This window comes from Gemmatimonadota bacterium, from assembly GCA_039715185.1.
Taxonomy (GTDB): Bacteria; Gemmatimonadota; Gemmatimonadetes; order Longimicrobiales; family RSA9; genus DATHRK01.
In genome coordinates this window covers 56128-73662 of sequence record JBDLIA010000007.1, presented here as the reverse complement: position 1 = coordinate 73662, position 17535 = coordinate 56128, and the positions used below count along the sequence as shown (strand labels likewise).

Annotated in this window: 13 protein-coding genes and 1 pseudogene; 7 read left to right on the top strand and 7 right to left on the bottom strand. The window is 68.6% G+C overall.

Annotated elements, in window-relative coordinates:
- From nosZ to ABFS34_02705, 6 genes are all read right to left on the bottom strand, one after another.
- Positions 1 to 1481, bottom strand: a 1481-nt coding sequence (gene nosZ, locus ABFS34_02730; protein ID MEN8374344.1) for a Sec-dependent nitrous-oxide reductase, incomplete at its 3' end; no start/stop codon positions are given.
- Positions 1482 to 1492: 11 nt separating this feature from the next.
- Positions 1493 to 1933, bottom strand: coding sequence for a plastocyanin/azurin family copper-binding protein (locus ABFS34_02725; GenBank protein ID MEN8374343.1), 441 nt, complete (start codon positions 1931 to 1933; stop codon positions 1493 to 1495).
- Positions 1934 to 2101: 168 nt separating this feature from the next.
- On the bottom strand, positions 2102 to 2521 hold the full coding sequence (locus ABFS34_02720; GenBank protein MEN8374342.1) for an Rrf2 family transcriptional regulator: 420 nt from the start codon (positions 2519 to 2521) through the stop codon (positions 2102 to 2104).
- A 178-nt stretch (positions 2522 to 2699) separates the two neighbouring features.
- Positions 2700 to 4301, bottom strand: coding sequence for a hypothetical protein (locus tag ABFS34_02715; protein MEN8374341.1), 1602 nt, complete (start codon positions 4299 to 4301; stop codon positions 2700 to 2702).
- 256 nt (positions 4302 to 4557) lie between these two features.
- Positions 4558 to 5526, bottom strand: coding sequence for a cysteine synthase A (cysK, locus tag ABFS34_02710; protein MEN8374340.1), 969 nt, complete (start codon positions 5524 to 5526; stop codon positions 4558 to 4560).
- A gap of 47 nt (positions 5527 to 5573) precedes the next feature.
- Positions 5574 to 7274, bottom strand: coding sequence for an amidase (locus ABFS34_02705; GenBank protein MEN8374339.1), 1701 nt, complete (start codon positions 7272 to 7274; stop codon positions 5574 to 5576).
- Positions 7275 to 7461: 187 nt separating this feature from the next.
- Here ABFS34_02705 and ABFS34_02700 point away from each other — a divergent pair, with 187 nt between their 5' ends.
- The 7 genes from ABFS34_02700 to ABFS34_02670 all read left to right on the top strand — a co-directional run bounded on the left by ABFS34_02700 (position 7462) and on the right by ABFS34_02670 (position 15144).
- Positions 7462 to 7854, top strand: a complete 393-nt coding sequence (locus ABFS34_02700) for a hypothetical protein (GenBank protein ID MEN8374338.1) — start codon at positions 7462 to 7464, stop codon at positions 7852 to 7854.
- Positions 7855 to 8000: 146 nt separating this feature from the next.
- Positions 8001 to 8858, top strand: coding sequence for a hypothetical protein (locus tag ABFS34_02695; GenBank protein MEN8374337.1), 858 nt, complete (start codon positions 8001 to 8003; stop codon positions 8856 to 8858).
- A complete protein-coding gene (locus tag ABFS34_02690) occupies positions 8846 to 9445 on the top strand; it encodes a tetratricopeptide repeat protein (GenBank protein ID MEN8374336.1) in 600 nt (199 codons plus the stop codon). The genes ABFS34_02695 and ABFS34_02690 overlap by 13 nt, the downstream gene beginning before the upstream one ends.
- A complete protein-coding gene (locus ABFS34_02685; GenBank protein ID MEN8374335.1) occupies positions 9442 to 10923 on the top strand; it encodes a hypothetical protein in 1482 nt (493 codons plus the stop codon). The genes ABFS34_02690 and ABFS34_02685 overlap by 4 nt, the downstream gene beginning before the upstream one ends.
- A complete protein-coding gene (locus ABFS34_02680) occupies positions 10920 to 12227 on the top strand; it encodes a hypothetical protein (GenBank protein MEN8374334.1) in 1308 nt (435 codons plus the stop codon). Before ABFS34_02685 ends, ABFS34_02680 begins: the two co-directional genes overlap by 4 nt.
- 2 nt (positions 12228 to 12229) lie before the next feature.
- Positions 12230 to 13819 carry a hypothetical protein gene (locus ABFS34_02675; protein MEN8374333.1) on the top strand — a complete coding sequence of 530 codons (1590 nt, stop codon included), beginning with the start codon at positions 12230 to 12232 and terminating at the stop codon, positions 13817 to 13819.
- A complete protein-coding gene (locus ABFS34_02670) occupies positions 13819 to 15144 on the top strand; it encodes an NAD(P)-binding domain-containing protein (protein MEN8374332.1) in 1326 nt (441 codons plus the stop codon). The genes ABFS34_02675 and ABFS34_02670 overlap by 1 nt, the downstream gene beginning before the upstream one ends.
- Here the strand turns inward: ABFS34_02670 and fdhF are convergent.
- Positions 15141 to 17276, bottom strand: a pseudogene (fdhF, locus tag ABFS34_02665) (formate dehydrogenase subunit alpha). The gene ABFS34_02670 and the pseudogene fdhF sit on opposite strands and share 4 nt — an antisense overlap.
- Positions 17277 to 17535: the final 259 nt, after the last annotated feature.

The window sequence follows — 17535 nt, the reverse complement described above, 5'->3', positions numbered from 1 at the left end:
GCGTGCACCAACTGCGCGAAGTGTGGCTCGGGCTCGGTGAAGGACTCGTACAGCATGCCCATCGTCTCGCCGCCGATGTCGATCAGCTGCGAGCTCTCGGGGATGGACGGACCCACGCTCAGGTGCCGGCCCTTGGAGAGCTTGTTCATGGCGATCAGGTAGTCGCCACGCGGGTTGCGTGTGTCGCCGTGGCTCGTGACCAGGTGGCCGATGTTGAAGTGCGCCGGGATCTTGCCGAGGATGATCGACTCGGGGTCGATGCCCTCCTCGTAGGGCGGCAGCTTCCACTTGGCCACCGACGACTCCACGAACAGCGACGTGTACGCGTTGCCGCGCCCGTCGAACTGCGTGTGCAGCGGCCCGAGGCCGATCGGGACCTCCATCACGACCGTGTTGTCGTAGTTGAGGACCGGTATGCCGTCCTCTTCACCGGTGAAGTCCTGGTCGTCGATGGCGCGCTTGAGCAGCTCCCAAGAGTACACGGTCACAGTCGGCGACAGCTTGCCCGAGCAGATGACGTACTCGCCGCTGGGGTCCACGTCGGCGCCGTGCGGGCTCTTGGCGCAGGGCACCAGGTACATGACGCCAGGGTTGTCCGCCGGGTCCAACACCGGGATGCCCTCGATGTCGGTGCCGCGTCCCTGCTCGGTGAGTTGCTCCGCGAGACGCCAGTCGACGATCGCCATGTAGTCGCGGTCCTTCTGCGATGCGGTGATCTCGAGTTTGCCGGTGGCGCGCTCCGAGTTGTACGAGGACCAGAACGCCCAGCCGTCGGACGGGCCCTTGCCGGTCGCGCCCAGGTCCCAGTTGAACGGCGGCGTGATGATCTGCCAGCCCACGCTCATGGTACCGTCGTCCGGGTCGATGCGGATTCCCGTGACCGCGCCCTTGAAGTCGGTCGCGTAGTCGGCGACCGGCACGAAGCGGTTGGGAACCGGCACGCTGAAGCGCGTCGCCACCAGAGCGTACTCGGTGTCGTTGGTGACCATCGACGAGCCGTGGTTGCCCATGGTGTTGGGAATCGGCCCCAGGATCTGCTTGGTCTTGAAGTCGCGCATGTCGATGCGCGCGACGCGGTTGTTGGCGTTGTCGTTGACGAACAGCCAGCGCCCGTCGTAGTCCCCGTCGGTCTTGGACATCGCGGGGTGGTGGACGTCGCCCCAGGTGAAGTCGCCAAGCATCGCCTTGCTGTCCTCGTCGAAGCCGTAGCCCGTGCCGGGATACGGCGTGAAGACCGGGATCGTCGCGATGTGGCGCATGGACGGGACGCCGGCCACGAAAACCTGGCCGGAGTGTCCGCCGGAGTAGAACAGGTAGTACTCGTCCAGGTCGCCGGGCTTGATGAACGTCCGCAGCGCGGCGGCCTGGACGTCGGCGGTCGCCAGCGTCTGCTGGCCGGGAATGCTCGGGGCGCGCTCTCCGCAGGCGGAGACGGCCAGGGCCGCCGCGACGGCGGCCCCGAGGAGCCTCAGGTTCTTCATCGTGGCCTCCATCAGTTGTCGTTCACTTGCAAGACACCCACCATCCCCAACAGCGCGTGTGGGTCGCACTGGAAGTTGTATTCGCCGGGCGGAAACTCGACGAGGAAGTCCCAGGTCTGGCCCGGCAACTGTAGCATGGGCCCCGATCCCGGCATGTTCGGCTTGCCGAGGTTCGTCGAATCCGGGAACGCCGCGTTGTGCACGCCCGAGACGAGCACGAAGCGCAGCGTGTCGCCGCGGCGCGCCTCGATGTTCGCCGGCTCGAAGTAGTTGCCCTTTTCGTCGGTGATCATCTGGATCTCGATGATCTCGCCCGTGGGCGCGGGCGCTTCTGCCGTGGGGGCGGCTTCGACGTCGGCCTGATCGGCTCCGCCGGCCGGCGCGTCAGAGGCGCCCCCGCACGCAACAAGAAACCCCGTCAGCGTGGCGATTGTCACTGCCGTCAAACGCATGGACTGTCCTCCCGGATCGGCGTCGTTTGGCCCTTGGTTCCAGGCCTCACGCGCGTCGAAAGAGAATTCATCATATCGATGTGAACTTTATCTCCCGAGATTGTAAGTGCTGTGGGGAAAGCGCGGAAGTTGGGTAGGGTTCGGGCCGACGCGGCGTGGGGAATCACACTACAGCGCGGCCGCCCCCGACACCTCCAGGAGGTCGGCCACGGTGGTCAGCTCGAAGAACCGGCGGACCTCGCCGGCGACCGGGCTCCAGGCGGCGTGCGCTGCGCACGGCGTCTCGTCGCTGCACCCGCCTCGGCCGAGCAGACAGAGCGCCTGGCCCTCGACCGACTCGAACGGGGCGATCACGCGCGCGACCTGGAGCTCCGAGGGTGCAACCGACAGCACGAATCCTCCCCCGGGGCCGCGCTTGGAAGAGACCACCCCCGTGCCCGCGAGCACGTGCAGGACCTTGGACAGGTAGTTGCGCGGGGCGCCCAGCCTGGCCGCTATGCGGTCCACCGGGACGGGTGGTCCGTCCTCAGGGCCGTCTGCAAGCAGCAGGACCGCCCGGAGGGCGTAGGCGCCGGACTGAGAGAGCATGTTTTCTCGGCTGCTCGGGTGAGTTCAGCCGAAACCTGCTCGCCCATACGGGCCTCCTACAAGGCGCGAATCCCCCGCATCGTGTGGGGGGGATTACTACGCGAGTGCCGAAAGGCCGGGGCCGGCCGTGGCCGACCCCGGCCTTCGCTACCGGATGGAGATCACGCTGAACGATCGATCAGCCGCACGCGCCGGGCACCTCGAACACCGTCGTCTGAGCCTGGATGAACTGATCCGTGAGCACTTCACCTCTTACGGTGACTTCGATGAAATCGCCGCCGACCCTCGTGACCACTCCGTCGAAGAAGCCAGACTCTATCTGGGTACGGATCTCCGGGCCCGACAACGACCTCAGGGTTTCTCGATTGCGCGCCCGGATTCGCAGCGTCTGGGTGAAGGGGGTCACCACGTTTTCTACCGTCCTGACGATATCCGTGGCCACGAGCGCGGAAAACGGCGGTACGACTAACTCCCTCGAGCGCGACACCCGGTTCTGCACCTCCTCGGTTTCCTCGAAGGTGTTTCCAGTCTGAAATGTCAGCGACGTGCTGAGTTTCCAACTCGTGCTCACTTCGGCTGACACATCCACGAGGAGCGGGGGGACGGGAACCGTGGTGGACGCTCCCACCGTGAGGGTGCTGCCGATCTCGAATCCGGCGAAGATCTGCAGGCTCTCGGAGGTCGCGAAGGTCGTCCGTCTGGTCCGGGTCAGCTCCGTCCCGATCGTCTCCGTCAACGTCGCAGCCGAGCAGTTCGTGAGCGTGGCCTGAAACGCGAAGTCGAGGCGCTCCGGAGGTATTACGGGCTGATTGAACGACGTGCCGCGATCCGTGATGTCCCAAGCCAACGCCCCCGAAACAAACCTGAATCGGGTAGCGGTGCCCCGGGAGGCATCGAGAAACACCCTGCCGTCCAGCAGCAGGCCGGGAGGCTCATACACCGCGTACAGATTCGTGCCGGCCCGCCTCAGCCGAACCCAGCCCCCTGGTTCCGACTCGGCCACCAACTCGGCGCGCGCTATCGAGTTCTCGCAGGCCGAATCATCGTCGAATCTGCCATCGAAGACGAGTCGTGCCCGGGCGAAAAGCGGCGCGCGAACGCACCCAGCCGATTCGCTCGGGGTAGCGAGATTCCGCACCGAGTAGGTGTCATCTCCGATGATCGAAAAGTGGAAGGCCTGCACTACCGTATCCTGTACGAACGGCTCGGTGGTGAAGGCCCGGACTACCAGATCGAGGGGGCCGGGCTCACCGACCGTAAGCAGCCCGTCAAAGCCATCCGGGATCAGCAGGTATGGGACCCCCTGCGTCAGTACGAACGGTGGTGGAATGGGCGGGAGGGTATCGTTTTTAATCAAGAAGGGAAGGTTCGAGTCGTCCAAACGGACGGGTTCCCCCGATAGGCTGGCCAGCACGGTCCCGGACGAGTCCACTATCGCTATGTCAGCCGCGATCTCTCTCTCGAAAGCCGTTCTCTGGTTCTCGGTGAGCGAGTCGTTCTGGATGATCAGGATGGCCACGTTCGTGAGCGGATCGATTTCGAGCGTGGTGTCGAAGGCCGGGTGGTCGGGGAAGGCGAGCTCTGCCTGGGTCGGGAGGTATCCCTTCCTGAAGATCGGCCGGACATCCAGGACGAGGCCTATGCTGCCCTCGTACAGGTCGACATCACTTGGATCGATCTGTACGGGTGGGCCCTCCTGGTCAACGGGGCCGACGATGTCGTCTCCGCAGCCCGCCAGGATCAGACACGCCAGGATGGGAACGTAGCGCTGCGGCGACATGGGGCCTCCCATTCTCGAGGGAGCGGACCGGGGCTGTGGCGGGTCGGTGGCCCGAGCGGCATTCCCGCGTCGGAACGCAAGCGGCGGGCTAGAAGCGCCCGGTGGGTCGAGCTACTATCAGATTAGGGAGAAGTACGGGCCCAGGGAAGATTTTTTTGCCGGGCCGCACACGGTGCCGTCGTGATCGGGCCGGCGGCAGAGCGTGCGCTCCCGGGCTGCCGGGCTTGGTCCCGGCCCGGGAGCGCCCGCCCGCCCGCTACACCCCCTCGAACAGCACCGTGCTGATGTACCGCTCGGCGAAGGACGGGATGATCGCGACGACGGTCTTGCCGTCCAGCTCGGGCCCCGCGGCCTGACGGTACGCAGCCACCAGCGCCGCGCCTCCCGAGATGCCCATGGGGATGCCCTCGATCCGGGCCACGCGGCGCGCCATGTCGATGGCCTCCTCGTTGCCCACGACCTCGACCTCGTCGATCAGGTCGGTGTCGAGCACGCCGGGCACGAAGCCCGCGCCGATGCCCTGGATCATGTTGCCGGGGCCCGGCTCGCCGCCCGACAGGATCGGGGACGTGGCGGGCTCTACCGCGACGGTCTTCATGTCCGGGTTCCTGGCCTTGAGCACGTCCGAGCAGCCGGTGAGCGTGCCGCCGGTGCCCACCCCCGAGATGAGGACGTCCACGTTGCCGCCCGTGTCGTTCCAGATCTCCTCGGCGGTGGTGCGCCTGTGGATGTCCGGGTTGGCGGGGTTGTCGAACTGCATCGGCTGCACGGCGCCTGGGATCGACTCGGTCAGCTCGTCGGCCTTGCTCAGCGCGCCGTTGATGCCCTCCTCCTTTGGCGTGAGGAACACCTCGGCGCCCATGAGCGCGAGCATCTTGCGGCGCTCGATGGACATCGTCTCGGGCATCGTGAGGACGCACCGATATCCCTTGGCGGCGCACACGAACGCCAGCGCGATGCCCGTGTTGCCCGACGTGGGCTCCACCACGACGGAGCCCTCCTCGAGCCGGCCGTCCGCCTCCATGGCCTCTATCATCGCTACGCCGATGCGGTCCTTGACGCTCGCGATCGGGTTGAAGAACTCGAGCTTGAGGAGGACGTCGGCGCGCGCGCCGTTCTCCGCGCTGAGCTTGGGCGCGCGCACCAGCGGGGTGTCCCCGATCGTCTGGGCGATGTTCTCGTAGACCCGGCCGCGGCCAGGGGTGAAGTCGGGCGTTCCGCTCATGGGCAGTCTCCTGAGTTTCGGTGTCGTCTGCGACGAGGATCGGGGTCTCAAAGCGACCGGATGAACTCCGGCTTGGCGCGATGGTTCGTCGCCTGCTCGAACGCGTAGGCGATGCGCAGCAGCTTCGGCTCGCTCCAGGGCGCGCCGAAAAAAGAGATGCCCACCGGCAGCCCGTGCACCTGGCCGGCGGGCAACGTGACGTTGGGGTAGCCGGAGATGGCGGCGGGGCTCGACGAGCTGATCGAAAAGTTGTCCCCGTTGACCAGGTCGGTGGTCCACGCGGGTCCTCCGGTTGGGCCGATGAGCGCGTCCAGCCTCTGTTCACCGATTACCACGTCCAGGCCCTCTTCGCGCGACAGCCGTTGCGCCGTCTCCAGCGACTCCAGGTACTCCTGGCTGTTCAGGCCGCCCTTCTCCTGCGCCTGGACCAGCAGCTCCTGGCCGAAGTACGGCATGGAGGTTTCGGCGTTGGCCTCGTTGTACGCGATCACGTCGGCGAGCGTCCTCACCGGCGCCGCGTCCCCCATGGCCGCCAGGTAGGTGTCGACCCCGGCCTTGAACTCGTAGAGCAGCACCTGGAAGGAGGGCCGATTGATCTCCCGGCGATTCGGGATCTCCACCGGGTCCACGATCACGGCGCCGGCCGCCCGCATGGCCTGGATCGCGTCCTCCATGAGCGCGTCCACCTTCTCGTGATCGCCGAAGTAATCACGCACGATGCCGATGCGCGCGCCGCGGAGGCCGTCGGCGTCCAGGAACTGCGCGTAGTCGGCGTGCGAGTTGCCCTCGCTCGCCGCGGTCTTGCCGTCCTCGGGGTCGACGCCGGTCAGCGCGCCGAGCACGAACGCCGCGTCGCGCACCGTGCGCGCCATGGGGCCGGCGGTGTCCTGCGCGTCCGCGATCGGCACGATCAGGCTGCGGCTCACCAGCCCCACCGTGGGCTTGATCCCCACCAGCCCGTTGGCGGACGACGGGCACACGATCGAGCCGTTGGTCTCGGTGCCGATGGCCGCGGCGCACAGCGACGCCGACGCCGACGCGCCCGAGCCGGACGACGACCCGCACGGGTTGCGGTCCAGGACGTAGGGGTTCCTGCACTGCCCGCCGCGCCCGCTCCAGCCGCTGGAGGAGCGCGTCGAGCGGAAGTTCGCCCACTCGCTCAGGTTCGCCTTGGCGAGGATGATGGCGCCCGCCTCGCGTAGCCGGGCGGCGACGGCCGAGTCGCGCGGGCTCACCGTGCCCTCCAGAGCGAGCGCCCCGGCGGTGGTGGTCATACCGTCCGCCGTGGCGACGTTGTCCTTGACGATGATGGGCACGCCGTGCAGCGGGCCGCGCACCTGGCCGTTGCGCCTCTCCTCGTCCAGCTCGGCGGCGATCTGGAGCGCGTCCGGGTTGGTTTCGAGCACCGCGCGTAGCGTTGGCCCGTTACGGTCGATGGCGTCGATCCGCTCCAGGTAGAGGCGGGTCAGATCCTGCGCCGTCCAGCGGCCCGACTCCATGCCCGCCCGCAGGTCCGCGATCCCCACCTCGTCCAGCTCGAACGCATCGACCGGAAAGCGCTCGGGTCCGGCGGGCGCCGTGGCGCCGTCCTCCCCTGCGCCGTTCCGGGTCGCGGGCTCGACCGTGCACCCGGCGCCGCTCCAGGCCAACGCCCCCGCGGCGGCCCCGTAAGCGACGAAGCGTCTGCGGCTGAATCCGCCGGCGTCCGCGTGGCTACGATCGTCGCTGTACTCGGTGGGGTCGCTCATGAAGGTTCTCCGCCTTTGCCGTCCGGACCGATGGGTTGCGCGGGGGCCATCTTAATTACTCCGCCGGCTCGGCGCTCGCCCGCGCCCAGGGACACGTAGTGAGACTCCCCACAGCCCCCCTCGGTGTGCCTATCTGGAATGGTTCTTGAGAGAAGAGGAGGCACATACCAGCAAAGGAGATGGGAAGATGAGGCTACACACGGGTGTAATGCTGGGGGCGCTGCTGCTCTCTGCGTGCGGAGACGACCCGATCGATCCGCTCGCGGATTTCGAGCCGCAGATCAGCAACGCGACGGACAATTTTCAGCTACAGGCGAGCAACGTCCAGGACGTAACGGCCACGTTGGACTATTCCTGGGAAAACACCGGAACGTCAGCCAGCGTGGACCATTCCACGACGCTCAGCGCCGGTTCGGCGCGCGTGATCGTGAAGGACGCAAGCGGCGCCAAGGTCTACGACGCTGCCCTCGAGGCCAGCAAGAACGAGGATACCGCGGCCGGGTCGAGCGGTACGTGGACGGTCTCGCTCGTCCTGGTCAACTACGACGGCACGCTGAACTTCAGGGTCCAGAAGAAGTAACACGCCGCTCGCCGCACGGCGGCGAACCGCTGTCGCGATTCGCAACAAGTTTTCCGGGACTGTCTCGGAACGATACGCTGGGCCGCGAGTCCCACCCGCCAGGCTCGCGGCCGCAGGACAGCGTCACGTAGCGCGGTCGAAAGCTAATGCGACGGGGAAAGCTCCGGCTGTTCCTGACAGCAGCGTGGCTGGCGACGGCGGTTCCCCTGGTCGTGACGGGCCTGGCCTACTACCGCCTGCCGTTCGGCGACCGGATCTACTCGTCCCTCCACGAGACCTGGGGCCCGGCCGGACTCGTCGGGCAGGGCCTGGGCGTGGTCGGCAGCCTCATGATGATCGGCGGCGTGATCCTGTACGGGGCGCGCAAGCGCTTCCGCTGGATGCGCAGGCTCGGATCGCTCGCCGCGTGGCTCGACTTCCACATCTTCCTTTGCACCCTCGGTCCGTTCCTGGTCGTCCTGCACACCACCTTCAAGTTCGGCGGCATCGTCTCGATCGCCCTCTGGAGCATGGTCGCCGTCGTCCTGAGCGGGCTGTTCGGGCGATACGTCTACGCGCGCATTCCCAAGACGGTGGAAGGCCGCTTCCTGGATCTCCGCGCGCTGGACGAGCAACGCGACGCGTTGCTGGCCGAGATCCGCGAGGCAACGGGCCTCGAGCCGGGCGCCGTGCGGGAGCTGCTGGGCAGGTCCGCGGCGCGTTCCGTGGGATTCGCGCGGGCGCTCGGCGCGGCCCTCACGCACGACCTGGGCAAGCGGAGGCGGGCGAGGCGGGTGAAGCGGCTGCTCGGCGCGCACTCGGCGGGGGAGCGGTCCGTCCGGCTCGCCACGGAGATGGTACACCGGGAGGCGCGCCTGGAGCTTCAGATCGGCCTGATGGAGCCCTTTCAGCGCCTGTTCGGATACTGGCACGCGTTTCACTTGCCCCTGGCCATTCTGATGTTCGCCATCCTCGCCGTCCACGTCACCGTCGCGGTGATGTTCGGCTACACATGGATCTTCTGAACCGGCTGCGGGCGCTGGGAGAGGGCACCGTGCTCGGCGGCGGCGTGGTGGTCCTGCTCGGAGTCGGGCTCGCGTGGGGTCTCCGGGAGTCCGCCAGGGAGAGCTCGACGGCGGGGGGCGTGCCTCTCGGCCAGAGCGCGCCGGCGGGGGAGCCGGGCCCCGTTGCGCACGAGTACTGGGTGCGCGTCGATTCGTTGACGCGCCTCCTCGGCGACCGTCCCGAAGACGACGGCGCGCGCCTGGCCCTCGCTCGTCAACTTGACGACGGACACCAGCTCGCCGCGTCCGTCGAGCACTACCGCGAGTACCTGAGGCGCAATCCGGGAGACCGCCAGGCGCACTTCGACCTGGCCAAGGCTCTCGGCTCCCTCGGCAACTGGGCCGAGGCCGCGGCCGCGCTGAAGAACCTGCTCATCGAACGGCCCGGGGACGCGTCCGCCATGTACAACCTCGGCGCGATCGAGGCGAACCGTGGCCGGCCGGGCGACGCGGCGCGCTGGTGGAATCGGGTGCGGGAGGAGACCGACGATGCGCGGCTCGCCGCCCGCGCGGAGGACGCCCTGCGTCGCCTCGGCGGGGATCGATGAGGCACCACCATGCTGCCTACCTGGGCCTCCTGGTGATCGGCATGACCCTCCTGGCCTCGCCCCGCCCGGCGAGCGCTCAGTTCATCTCGCCGGGCAAGCTGACGTCCGCGCACGCCAGCGAGGAAGGGGCGCGCAACTGCACGAGCTGCCACGAGCTGCGCAAGCGGGGGACTCAGAACGGTCTCTGTCTCGCCTGTCACGCGCCGCTCGCGGAGTTGATCGATGAAGGACGTGGGCTGCACGCCACGCTGGAGGGGTCGTGTGCCCGCTGCCACAAAGAGCACGGGGGCCGCGACTTGGACATGGTACGCTTCGACAGCCTGGGCTTCGACCACGCCGACGCCGGTTACGAATTCGAGGGCGCGCACGCGGATGCGGGGTGCCGTGACTGCCACGCGCCGAACCTGATCGCCGACGCCGACACCAGGCTGTTCAAGGCCAGAAACGGTGTCCTGCGTAGCACCTTCCTGGGGCTCGGCACGAGGTGCGTGGCGTGTCACCGGCGGGACGACCCTCACGGGGGCCAGTTCAAACAGGCGGAGTGTACGGACTGTCACGGCCAGGTCGAATGGTCGCCGGCTCCCGGGTTCGACCACGATAGGACGCGCTACCCGCTCAGGGGCTTGCACCGGCAGGTCGGTTGCGCCGAGTGCCACCCCAGCGACCGGAGCAAGAGCCCGGAGGTCGTGCGCTACCGGCCCCTGCGGTTCGCGCGCTGCACCAACTGCCACGAAGACGAGCACCGGGGCCGGATGGGCGCTACCTGCACTTCGTGCCACGGCACCGCCGGCTGGGGCATCGACGCCGGCGCGTTCGAAGACGCCTTCGACCACACGTCGGTCGACTACGTCCTGAACGGTGCGCACGCTTCGGTGGGGTGCGCGGGCTGCCACGACCCGGCCGCGAGCCGGCGGGAAGGGATCGACCTGAGCTTCCGGCAGGCCGACCTGGGCAAGGCGTATCCCGCTCCCGCCGCCGACGACTGCACAGCCTGTCATGTGGACTACCACGAGGGTGCTTTCGCGGCGTCGCCCACCGGCGGAGCGTGCGCCGGCTGCCACTCCGAGAGCGCCTGGCACCCGTCCAGCTATGACCTGTTCCGCCACAACGACGAGGCGGACTTCGAGCTGGAGGGGGCTCACCTCGCTGCGCCGTGCGAATCCTGCCACGCCAACGCCGACCCGACCGGCGGGCTGCGGCTGGAGATAAGCGACCAGAGCTGCGCGGGGTGTCACGCGGAGGACGACCCGCATCGGGATCAGTTCGCGCCGGGGATCTGCGAGGACTGTCACGGCACCGAGTCGTTTCGCATTCCGGGCTTCGACCACGACCTGACCGCCTACCCGCTGGACGGCGCGCACCGCGGCGTCGCGTGCTCCTCGTGCCACGTCGCCGAGGAGCAAGCGGACGGGCGACGGTTCGTGCGCTACAAGCCGATCGACACGAGTTGCAGAAGCTGCCACGGAGGGACCGAATGAGCCCGCTCCCGAGTTCGGTACGGCTGCACGAGCTAGCCGCGATCGCCTTGCTGTTGCTGGCCGGCTCGGCCCGCGGCGCCCTGGGCCAGCAAGCGGACGTGAACCCGCACGGCGAGTTCGCGGGAGACGCTGACTGCTCGGCCTGCCACACCTCCGACGCCTGGACTCCGGCTCGGTCCGATCCCGACTTCGACCACGACGACCAGACGATCTTTCCGATAACGGGCTCGCATGCGGACGTGGAGTGCGCGCGCTGCCACATAGCGCTGCGCTTCGCCGAGCCCAAGCTGGCCGGCGCCGAGTGCGCCACGTGCCACGTCGATGTGCACCGGGCCAGCCTGGGGCCCGACTGTACCTCGTGCCACAGCACGACGTCCTTCGCGGAGGTGGTAGGCGGCGAGCCGCACGCGCGCACGATGTTTCCGCTCACCGGTGCCCACCGGGTCATCACCTGTGAGAGCTGCCACGTGGACGACGTGGGCGGCGCGTTCGGCCCGCTCGACCTGGAGTGCACTGCGTGCCACCAGGAGGACTACGACCGCGCGACATTCGTCGACCACCAGGCCGGCGGCTTCTCCACCCAGTGCACCGATTGCCACTCCCTGGTCGCCTGGCGCGAGGCACCCGCGTTCGATCATCCCAGCGCGGCGAACGGCTACGAGCTCGTGGAGGCCCACGGCCGCCTGGCGTGCGAGAGCTGCCACCTCCGGCCCGGCCCCGGGCTTCGCTTTGCGCCGGCGGATCAGAACGACTGCATCGCGTGCCACCAGAGCGACTATGACAAGGAGCACGCGGGCGACGCCTTCCCGACCACCTGTCTGGACTGCCACAGGCAGTCCGACTGGGACGCCGAGTTCGACCACCGTGAAGCCGGCTTCGACCTGGTCGGCGCCCACACCGCGCTGTCTTGCGAGAGCTGCCACGGCCCGGTGGACAACGCGCTGCTGTTCCCCTCGCCCGCCGCGCAGGACGACTGCGTGGCGTGCCACCAGGACGACTACGACGCGCGGCACACCGGATCCGGTTTCGCCACGGCGTGCCTGGACTGCCACACGGTCGACACCTGGGGCGGCGCCAGCTTCGACCACGACGCCCGGTTCTTCCCGATCTTCTCGGGCAAGCATCAGCCTCAGTGGCAGACGTGCGAGGACTGCCACACGGCGCCGAGTGACTTCTCCGTCTTCACGTGCTTCACGTGCCACAAGCACAACCAGCCGGACACCGATGCTCAGCACGAGAACGAAGGCGGCTACACCTACGACAGCGCCGCTTGCCTCGAGTGTCACCCGCAGGGGCTGACCTAGCCATGCGCCGCCAGCCGCTGCTCGGAATCGTCATGATCATCGGGGCCGTGGGTCCCGCGCAGGCGCAGGAGCCGGACGCGCAGGCTCCGCCGGTTCGCGCCGTCGTCGATCAGGTGGCCGGCGCCACGCTCTACCTGACCGTCGGACGGGACGGCGGCATCCTGACCGGCGACACGGTCTGGGTGGCCCGGGACAGCGTCGGCGAGAGGCTGGGCGTCTTGGTCGTGCTGCGCAGCACGGCCACGCGGTCGGTTCTGACGTTCGCCGAGGAGCCGTTCGCCATCACGCGGGGGCAGGTCTTGTTCGTCACGCCCCGCGGCACGGCGTCGGCGCGTGAGCCGGGGGCAGATGACCCGGCGGCCGGCGCGCGGGTGGAGGAGAGGCTGCGGGCAGCCCCGGCCCGGCGACCCGACGTCGGCGGCCCCGTGACCAGGGGCAGTCTCTCGCTGGACGTCGCCGTGCGGCAGTCGTCCACCCGCTTCGGTGGCGGAGATGGTCAGGTGATCGACCGCACGTTCGCGACGCCATCGCTGCGACTGAACACCACCGTAACGCAGCCGCTCGATTGGACGCTCAGACTCCGCACGCAGGTCTCGCATCGCTACGCCAGCACCGGTACGCAGATCAACCCGACCAGCGTACGCGTATACGAGGCCAGCTTCGAGAAGACGCTGCGGAGCGTGCCGCTGCGCTTTCAGCTCGGGCGTTTCTACAATCGCTACGAGAGCTACAGCGGCTATTGGGACGGGCTGCTGATCAGAGCCGGCGGCAGGAAGGCGGGATTCGGCGTACTGCTGGGCCTCGAGCCGGAGCGCTCCAACCAGACCGTCTCCGCGGACCTCCCCAAGGCCACGGCGTTCGCGAACTTCCGCAGCGACGGCCGTCGCACCCGCTACGCGGCGGACGTCTCGGTGCACCGCGTCGATCCCCGCAACGGCCTGCTGACGCACACCTACGCGGGGCTGTCCCAGCGGCTGCGCGTGGGACGCGTGCGCGTAGATCAGGAGCTTCAGATCGATGAGGATCCGGTGGCGGGGGGCTGGGAGGCCACCCGCTTCCAGCTCAACGTGCGCGGGGACGTGGACCGCCGGGTCGAGCTGCGAGCGGGGGTGTCGCGCCAGCGTCCCTACCGGCTGTTCGACCCGGTGAGCGCCATCTCCCATCCCAGGGACCAGCTCAACGGCGGCCTGCGCGTAAGGGCCGGCCGCGCCATCGTCTCGGGCGACGTCGCGGTCAACCGCGATCGGGACCGAGAAGATCTCGGCTATTCGTACTCGACGTACCTGTTCGTTCCCGGCTCCGGGTCGCTGGGCGTGACCGCCGCCGCGAGCTACCGGACCGGGTCCGAGTACGAGGCCGTGACCCTGTCGCCGGGCCTGACGGGCACCTTCGGGCGTATGCGCGCCAATCTCTCGTATCGATTCTACCGGTCCGAGTACGGCCCCGATCGCCTGTTCACGACCCACACGGTGCAGGCCGGGCTGGACGTTCCCGCCGGGCTGGGATTCCGCTACAGGCTGCGCGGCTCGGGGCAGTGGGGCTCGGGGCTCACCAGCGGCCGGCTTCACGCCGGGCTGACGAAGTCGTTCTGATGCCGTCGGGCGACACCCTCACGATCCTGGTTCTCGGCACCGCCCTGGCGCTGGCGGTGATGGTGCCCTTCCTGTGGAAGACCCGCAGGCAGGAGGCGGCGACCAGGCAGGCCCAGGCGGAAGCGCTCCGGCACGGACTCCACGAGCCCGCCTCGCTACACCCGGTGATCGATCCCGCGCTGTGCATCGGCGTCGGCAATTGCATCGCCGCGTGCCCCGAACTGGACGTCCTCGGCATGGCGGCGGGACAGGCGCGCCCCGTTATGCCGGCCAAATGCGTGGGCCACGGGCTGTGCGAGAGGGTGTGCCCCGTCGAAGCGATCACGCTCGTCTTCGGCACCGAGAAACGCGGCGTCGACCTGCCCAGGATTCGGGAGAACTTCGAGACCAACGTGCCCGGCATATACGTGATCGGGGAGCTCGGAGGCATGGGGCTGATCAGGAACGCGTTCGAGCAGGGGAGGCAGTGCGTGGAGGGTATCGCGGGCGAGCGCCGCGCGAAGCCGGCCGACCACCTGCTCGACGTCGTGATCGTTGGCTGTGGCCCCGCGGGCCTGTCCGCTTCCCTTTACTGCATGCTCCAGGGCCTGAGTTTCGTGACCCTGGAAAAGGAGGACGTCGGCGGCACCGTCAGGCATTATCCGCGCAAGAAGCTCGTAATGACCTCGCCCGTGAACATACCGAAATTCGGCAAGGTCTCGGCCGGATCGATGGCCAAGGAAGAGCTGATCGAGCTGTGGGAGAGCGTGGTCGCCCGATCGGGGCTCGAGGTCAACACCGGTGAGACGGTGGAGGCGATCACCCGCGCCGAAGACGGGCTGCTGACGGTCCGGACGGACAAGGGCACCTACACCACCATGAGGGTGATCCTCGCGATCGGCCGGCGCGGCGTGCCCCGCAAGCTGGGCGTCCCCGGCGAGGATGGCGCAGCGAACGTTCAGTATTCGCTCCGGGAACCCGAGGCATACCGCGGCGACAAGATCCTCGTCGTGGGAGGGGGCGATTCGGCGGTGGAGGCGGCGCTGGCGCTGTCCGGCCAGCCCGGCAACGAGGTGCGCGTGTCCTACCGGGGCGAAGCCTTCTCACGCATCAAGCCCGCCAATCGGGACCGGATATCGGCGGCGCTGGACGCCAACCAGCTCGAGGTGCTCTGGTCCACCCGCCCGACGGCCGTGCGCCCGGGGCAGGTGCTCCTGGAGCACCGCGAGGACCAGGTCATCCAGGTCCCCGGCGACCAGATATTCGTGTTCATCGGCGGGGAGCTGCCGACGCGATTCCTGCGCGACTGCGGAGTCGAGATCGAGACGAAGTTCGGCGAGCCTTAGCCGGGCTCCGCCCCTCCTTCTCCCGAAGCCGCGAACACCGCCGGCTCGACTGCTCCGTCCGCCGGCCCCACGCGCACCGCGCAGTGCTTGAACTCCGGGATCTTGCCGTCGGGGTCGAGCTCGTCGTTGGTCATGAGGTTCGCCGCCGCCTCGACGTAGCAGAACGGCAGGAAGACCGCGCCTTCGGGCATCTGGCGGTCCTTGCGCGCCAGCGCGGTGACCGAGCCGCGGCGGGTTTCGAGCGTCACCGCCTCGCCCGCCGCGATCTCGAGCCGCTCCAGGTCGGCCGGGTGTATCTGCACCATGGGCGCGGGCTCCAGCGCGTCCAGCACCCTCGAGCGGCGCGTCATCGCGCCCGTGTGCCAGTGCTCCAGCACGCGCCCGGTGATCAGCACCATCGGGTACTCGTCGTCCGTCGGCTCGGCCACCGGAGTCAGCTCCACGGCGGCCAGCTTGCCCAGGCCGCTCTCGGTCGGGAAGGCCTCCTCGAACAGCACCTCGGTGCCCGGGTGGCCCACGACTGGGCACGGGTAGGTCACCGAGCTCTCGCGCTCCAGTCGCTCCCAGGTGATGCCCGCGTAGGAAGGCATCGCCGCGCGGATCTCCTCGAACACGTCCGCCGGGCCGCCGTAGCTCCAGTCCAACCCGATCCGGTGCGCCAACTCCTGGATGATCCACAGGTCCTGGCGCGCGTCACCCGGTGGCTCGAGCGCCTGCCTGCCGAGCTGCACGCGCCGGTCGGTGTTGGTGAACGTCCCCGACTTCTCGGCGAAAGCGGTGGCCGGCAGGATAACGTCGGCGAAGGAGGCGGTCTCGGTCAGGAAGATCTCCTGCACCACGAGGTGCTCGAGCGCGCACAAGCCGGCGCGCGCGTGGGCCAGATCGGGGTCGGACATGGCGGGGTTCTCGCCCATCACGTACAGGCCGCGGATCTCGCCGCGGTTGGCGGCGTGCATGATCTCCACGACGGTGAGGCCCTCGCTGCCATCCAGCTCCGCGCCCCAGAGTTCCTCGAAGAACGCCTTGTGAGTCGGGTCGGTTACGCCCTTGTAGTTGGGGTAGACCATGGGGATCAGCCCGACGTCCGATGCACCCTGCACGTTGTTCTGGCCGCGCAGCGGGTGCAGCCCGTTGCCGCGTGTGCCGATGTGTCCCGTGGTCAGCGCCAGGTTGATCAGGCAGCGCGCGTTGTCCGTGCCGTGGGTGTGCTGCGAGATGCCCATCCCCCAGAAGATCATCGCGTTCTTCGCCGTGGCGTACAGCCGCGCAACGGCGCGCAGGGTCTCCGCCGGGATGCCGCACACCTCCGCCATCGCCTCGGGCGAATACGGCTTCAGGCTGGCCTTCAGCGCCTCGAATCCCTCGGTCCGAGTGGCGATGAATGCGTCGTCGGTCAGGCCCTCGAAGACGACTTCGTGCAGTAGGGCGTTCAGGAGGGCGACATCGGTGCCCGGTTTGAACTGCAGCATGTGCTCGGCCAGCCGCGACAGCTCGGTGCGGCGCGGGTCGCACAGGATCAGCTTGGCGCCACCCTCGATGGCGTTCTTCATGAAGGTCGCGGCGACCGGGTGGTTCACCGCGGGGTTGGCGCCGATGATGATGAACGCGTCCGCGTACTGGACGTCGGCGACCGGGTTGGACACCGCGCCGGAGCCGATCAGCTCCATGAGCGCTGCCACCGAGGACGCGTGGCACAGCCGCGTGCAGTGATCGACGTTGTTTGTGCCGAAGCCGGCGCGCACGAGCTTCTGGACCAGGTAGGCCTCTTCGTTGCTGCCCTTGGCCGACCCGAAGCCCGCCAGCGCGTCCCCGCCGTGCTCCGCCTTGATGCGATTGAAGCCCTCCGCGGCGAAGTCCAGCGCCTCTTCCCAGGTGGCCTCGCGGAAAGCCTCCGCGGGGTCGCGCGGGTCGACGAACTTCGTCGGGTCCTTGGGGACGCCTTCCTTGCGGATCAGCGGCGTGGTGAGGCGCTGCGCGTTGCGCACGTAGTCGAAGCCGAAGCGGCCCTTGACGCACAGTCGGCCGTGGTTACTGGGGCCCCAGCGCCCGAGCGTGTACAGGACCCGGTCGTCCCGCGTGTAGTAGGTGAGCTGGCAGCCCACGCCGCAGTACGGACACAGCGAGGGGATCGCCTCCACGCCGTCGGCCACCACCGGATCACCTTTCGGGCCGGGGCCAGGGGTCGTAAGGCGCGCCGCAGCCTGGCCGGCGCCCGCCGCCACCGCGCCGGCGACTCCGCCCGCCTCGCGCCGCGGCGCGCGCGTCCAGGTCGCGGTCTCGCCGCCGTTCTCGTCGCTCATTTCGCGCACCCGATCATCGGTATGGGTCCTGATATCATGGCGCAGCACCCTCGGGCTCGCCCGGCCTCAGCTCGGCGCGATGCGGACCGTA

Bases quoted from the DNA above. Each gene is read 5' to 3' on its own strand.
- ABFS34_02715 (MEN8374341.1), bottom strand. From the start codon at position 4,301: ATGTCGCCGCAGCGCTACGTTCCCATCCTGGCGTGTCTGATCCTGGCG.
- ABFS34_02670 (MEN8374332.1), top strand. From the start codon at position 13,819: ATGCCGTCGGGCGACACCCTCACGATCCTGGTTCTCGGCACCGCCCTG.
- ABFS34_02685 (MEN8374335.1), top strand. From the start codon at position 9,442: ATGAGGCACCACCATGCTGCCTACCTGGGCCTCCTGGTGATCGGCATG.
- ABFS34_02695 (MEN8374337.1), top strand. From the start codon at position 8,001: ATGCGACGGGGAAAGCTCCGGCTGTTCCTGACAGCAGCGTGGCTGGCG.
- ABFS34_02675 (MEN8374333.1), top strand. From the start codon at position 12,230: ATGCGCCGCCAGCCGCTGCTCGGAATCGTCATGATCATCGGGGCCGTG.
- ABFS34_02700 (MEN8374338.1), top strand. From the start codon at position 7,462: ATGAGGCTACACACGGGTGTAATGCTGGGGGCGCTGCTGCTCTCTGCG.
- ABFS34_02725 (MEN8374343.1), bottom strand. From the start codon at position 1,933: ATGCGTTTGACGGCAGTGACAATCGCCACGCTGACGGGGTTTCTTGTT.
- ABFS34_02705 (MEN8374339.1), bottom strand. From the start codon at position 7,274: ATGAGCGACCCCACCGAGTACAGCGACGATCGTAGCCACGCGGACGCC.
- ABFS34_02680 (MEN8374334.1), top strand. From the start codon at position 10,920: ATGAGCCCGCTCCCGAGTTCGGTACGGCTGCACGAGCTAGCCGCGATC.
- ABFS34_02690 (MEN8374336.1), top strand. From the start codon at position 8,846: ATGGATCTTCTGAACCGGCTGCGGGCGCTGGGAGAGGGCACCGTGCTC.
- ABFS34_02720 (MEN8374342.1), bottom strand. From the start codon at position 2,521: ATGCTCTCTCAGTCCGGCGCCTACGCCCTCCGGGCGGTCCTGCTGCTT.
- cysK (MEN8374340.1), bottom strand. From the start codon at position 5,526: ATGAGCGGAACGCCCGACTTCACCCCTGGCCGCGGCCGGGTCTACGAG.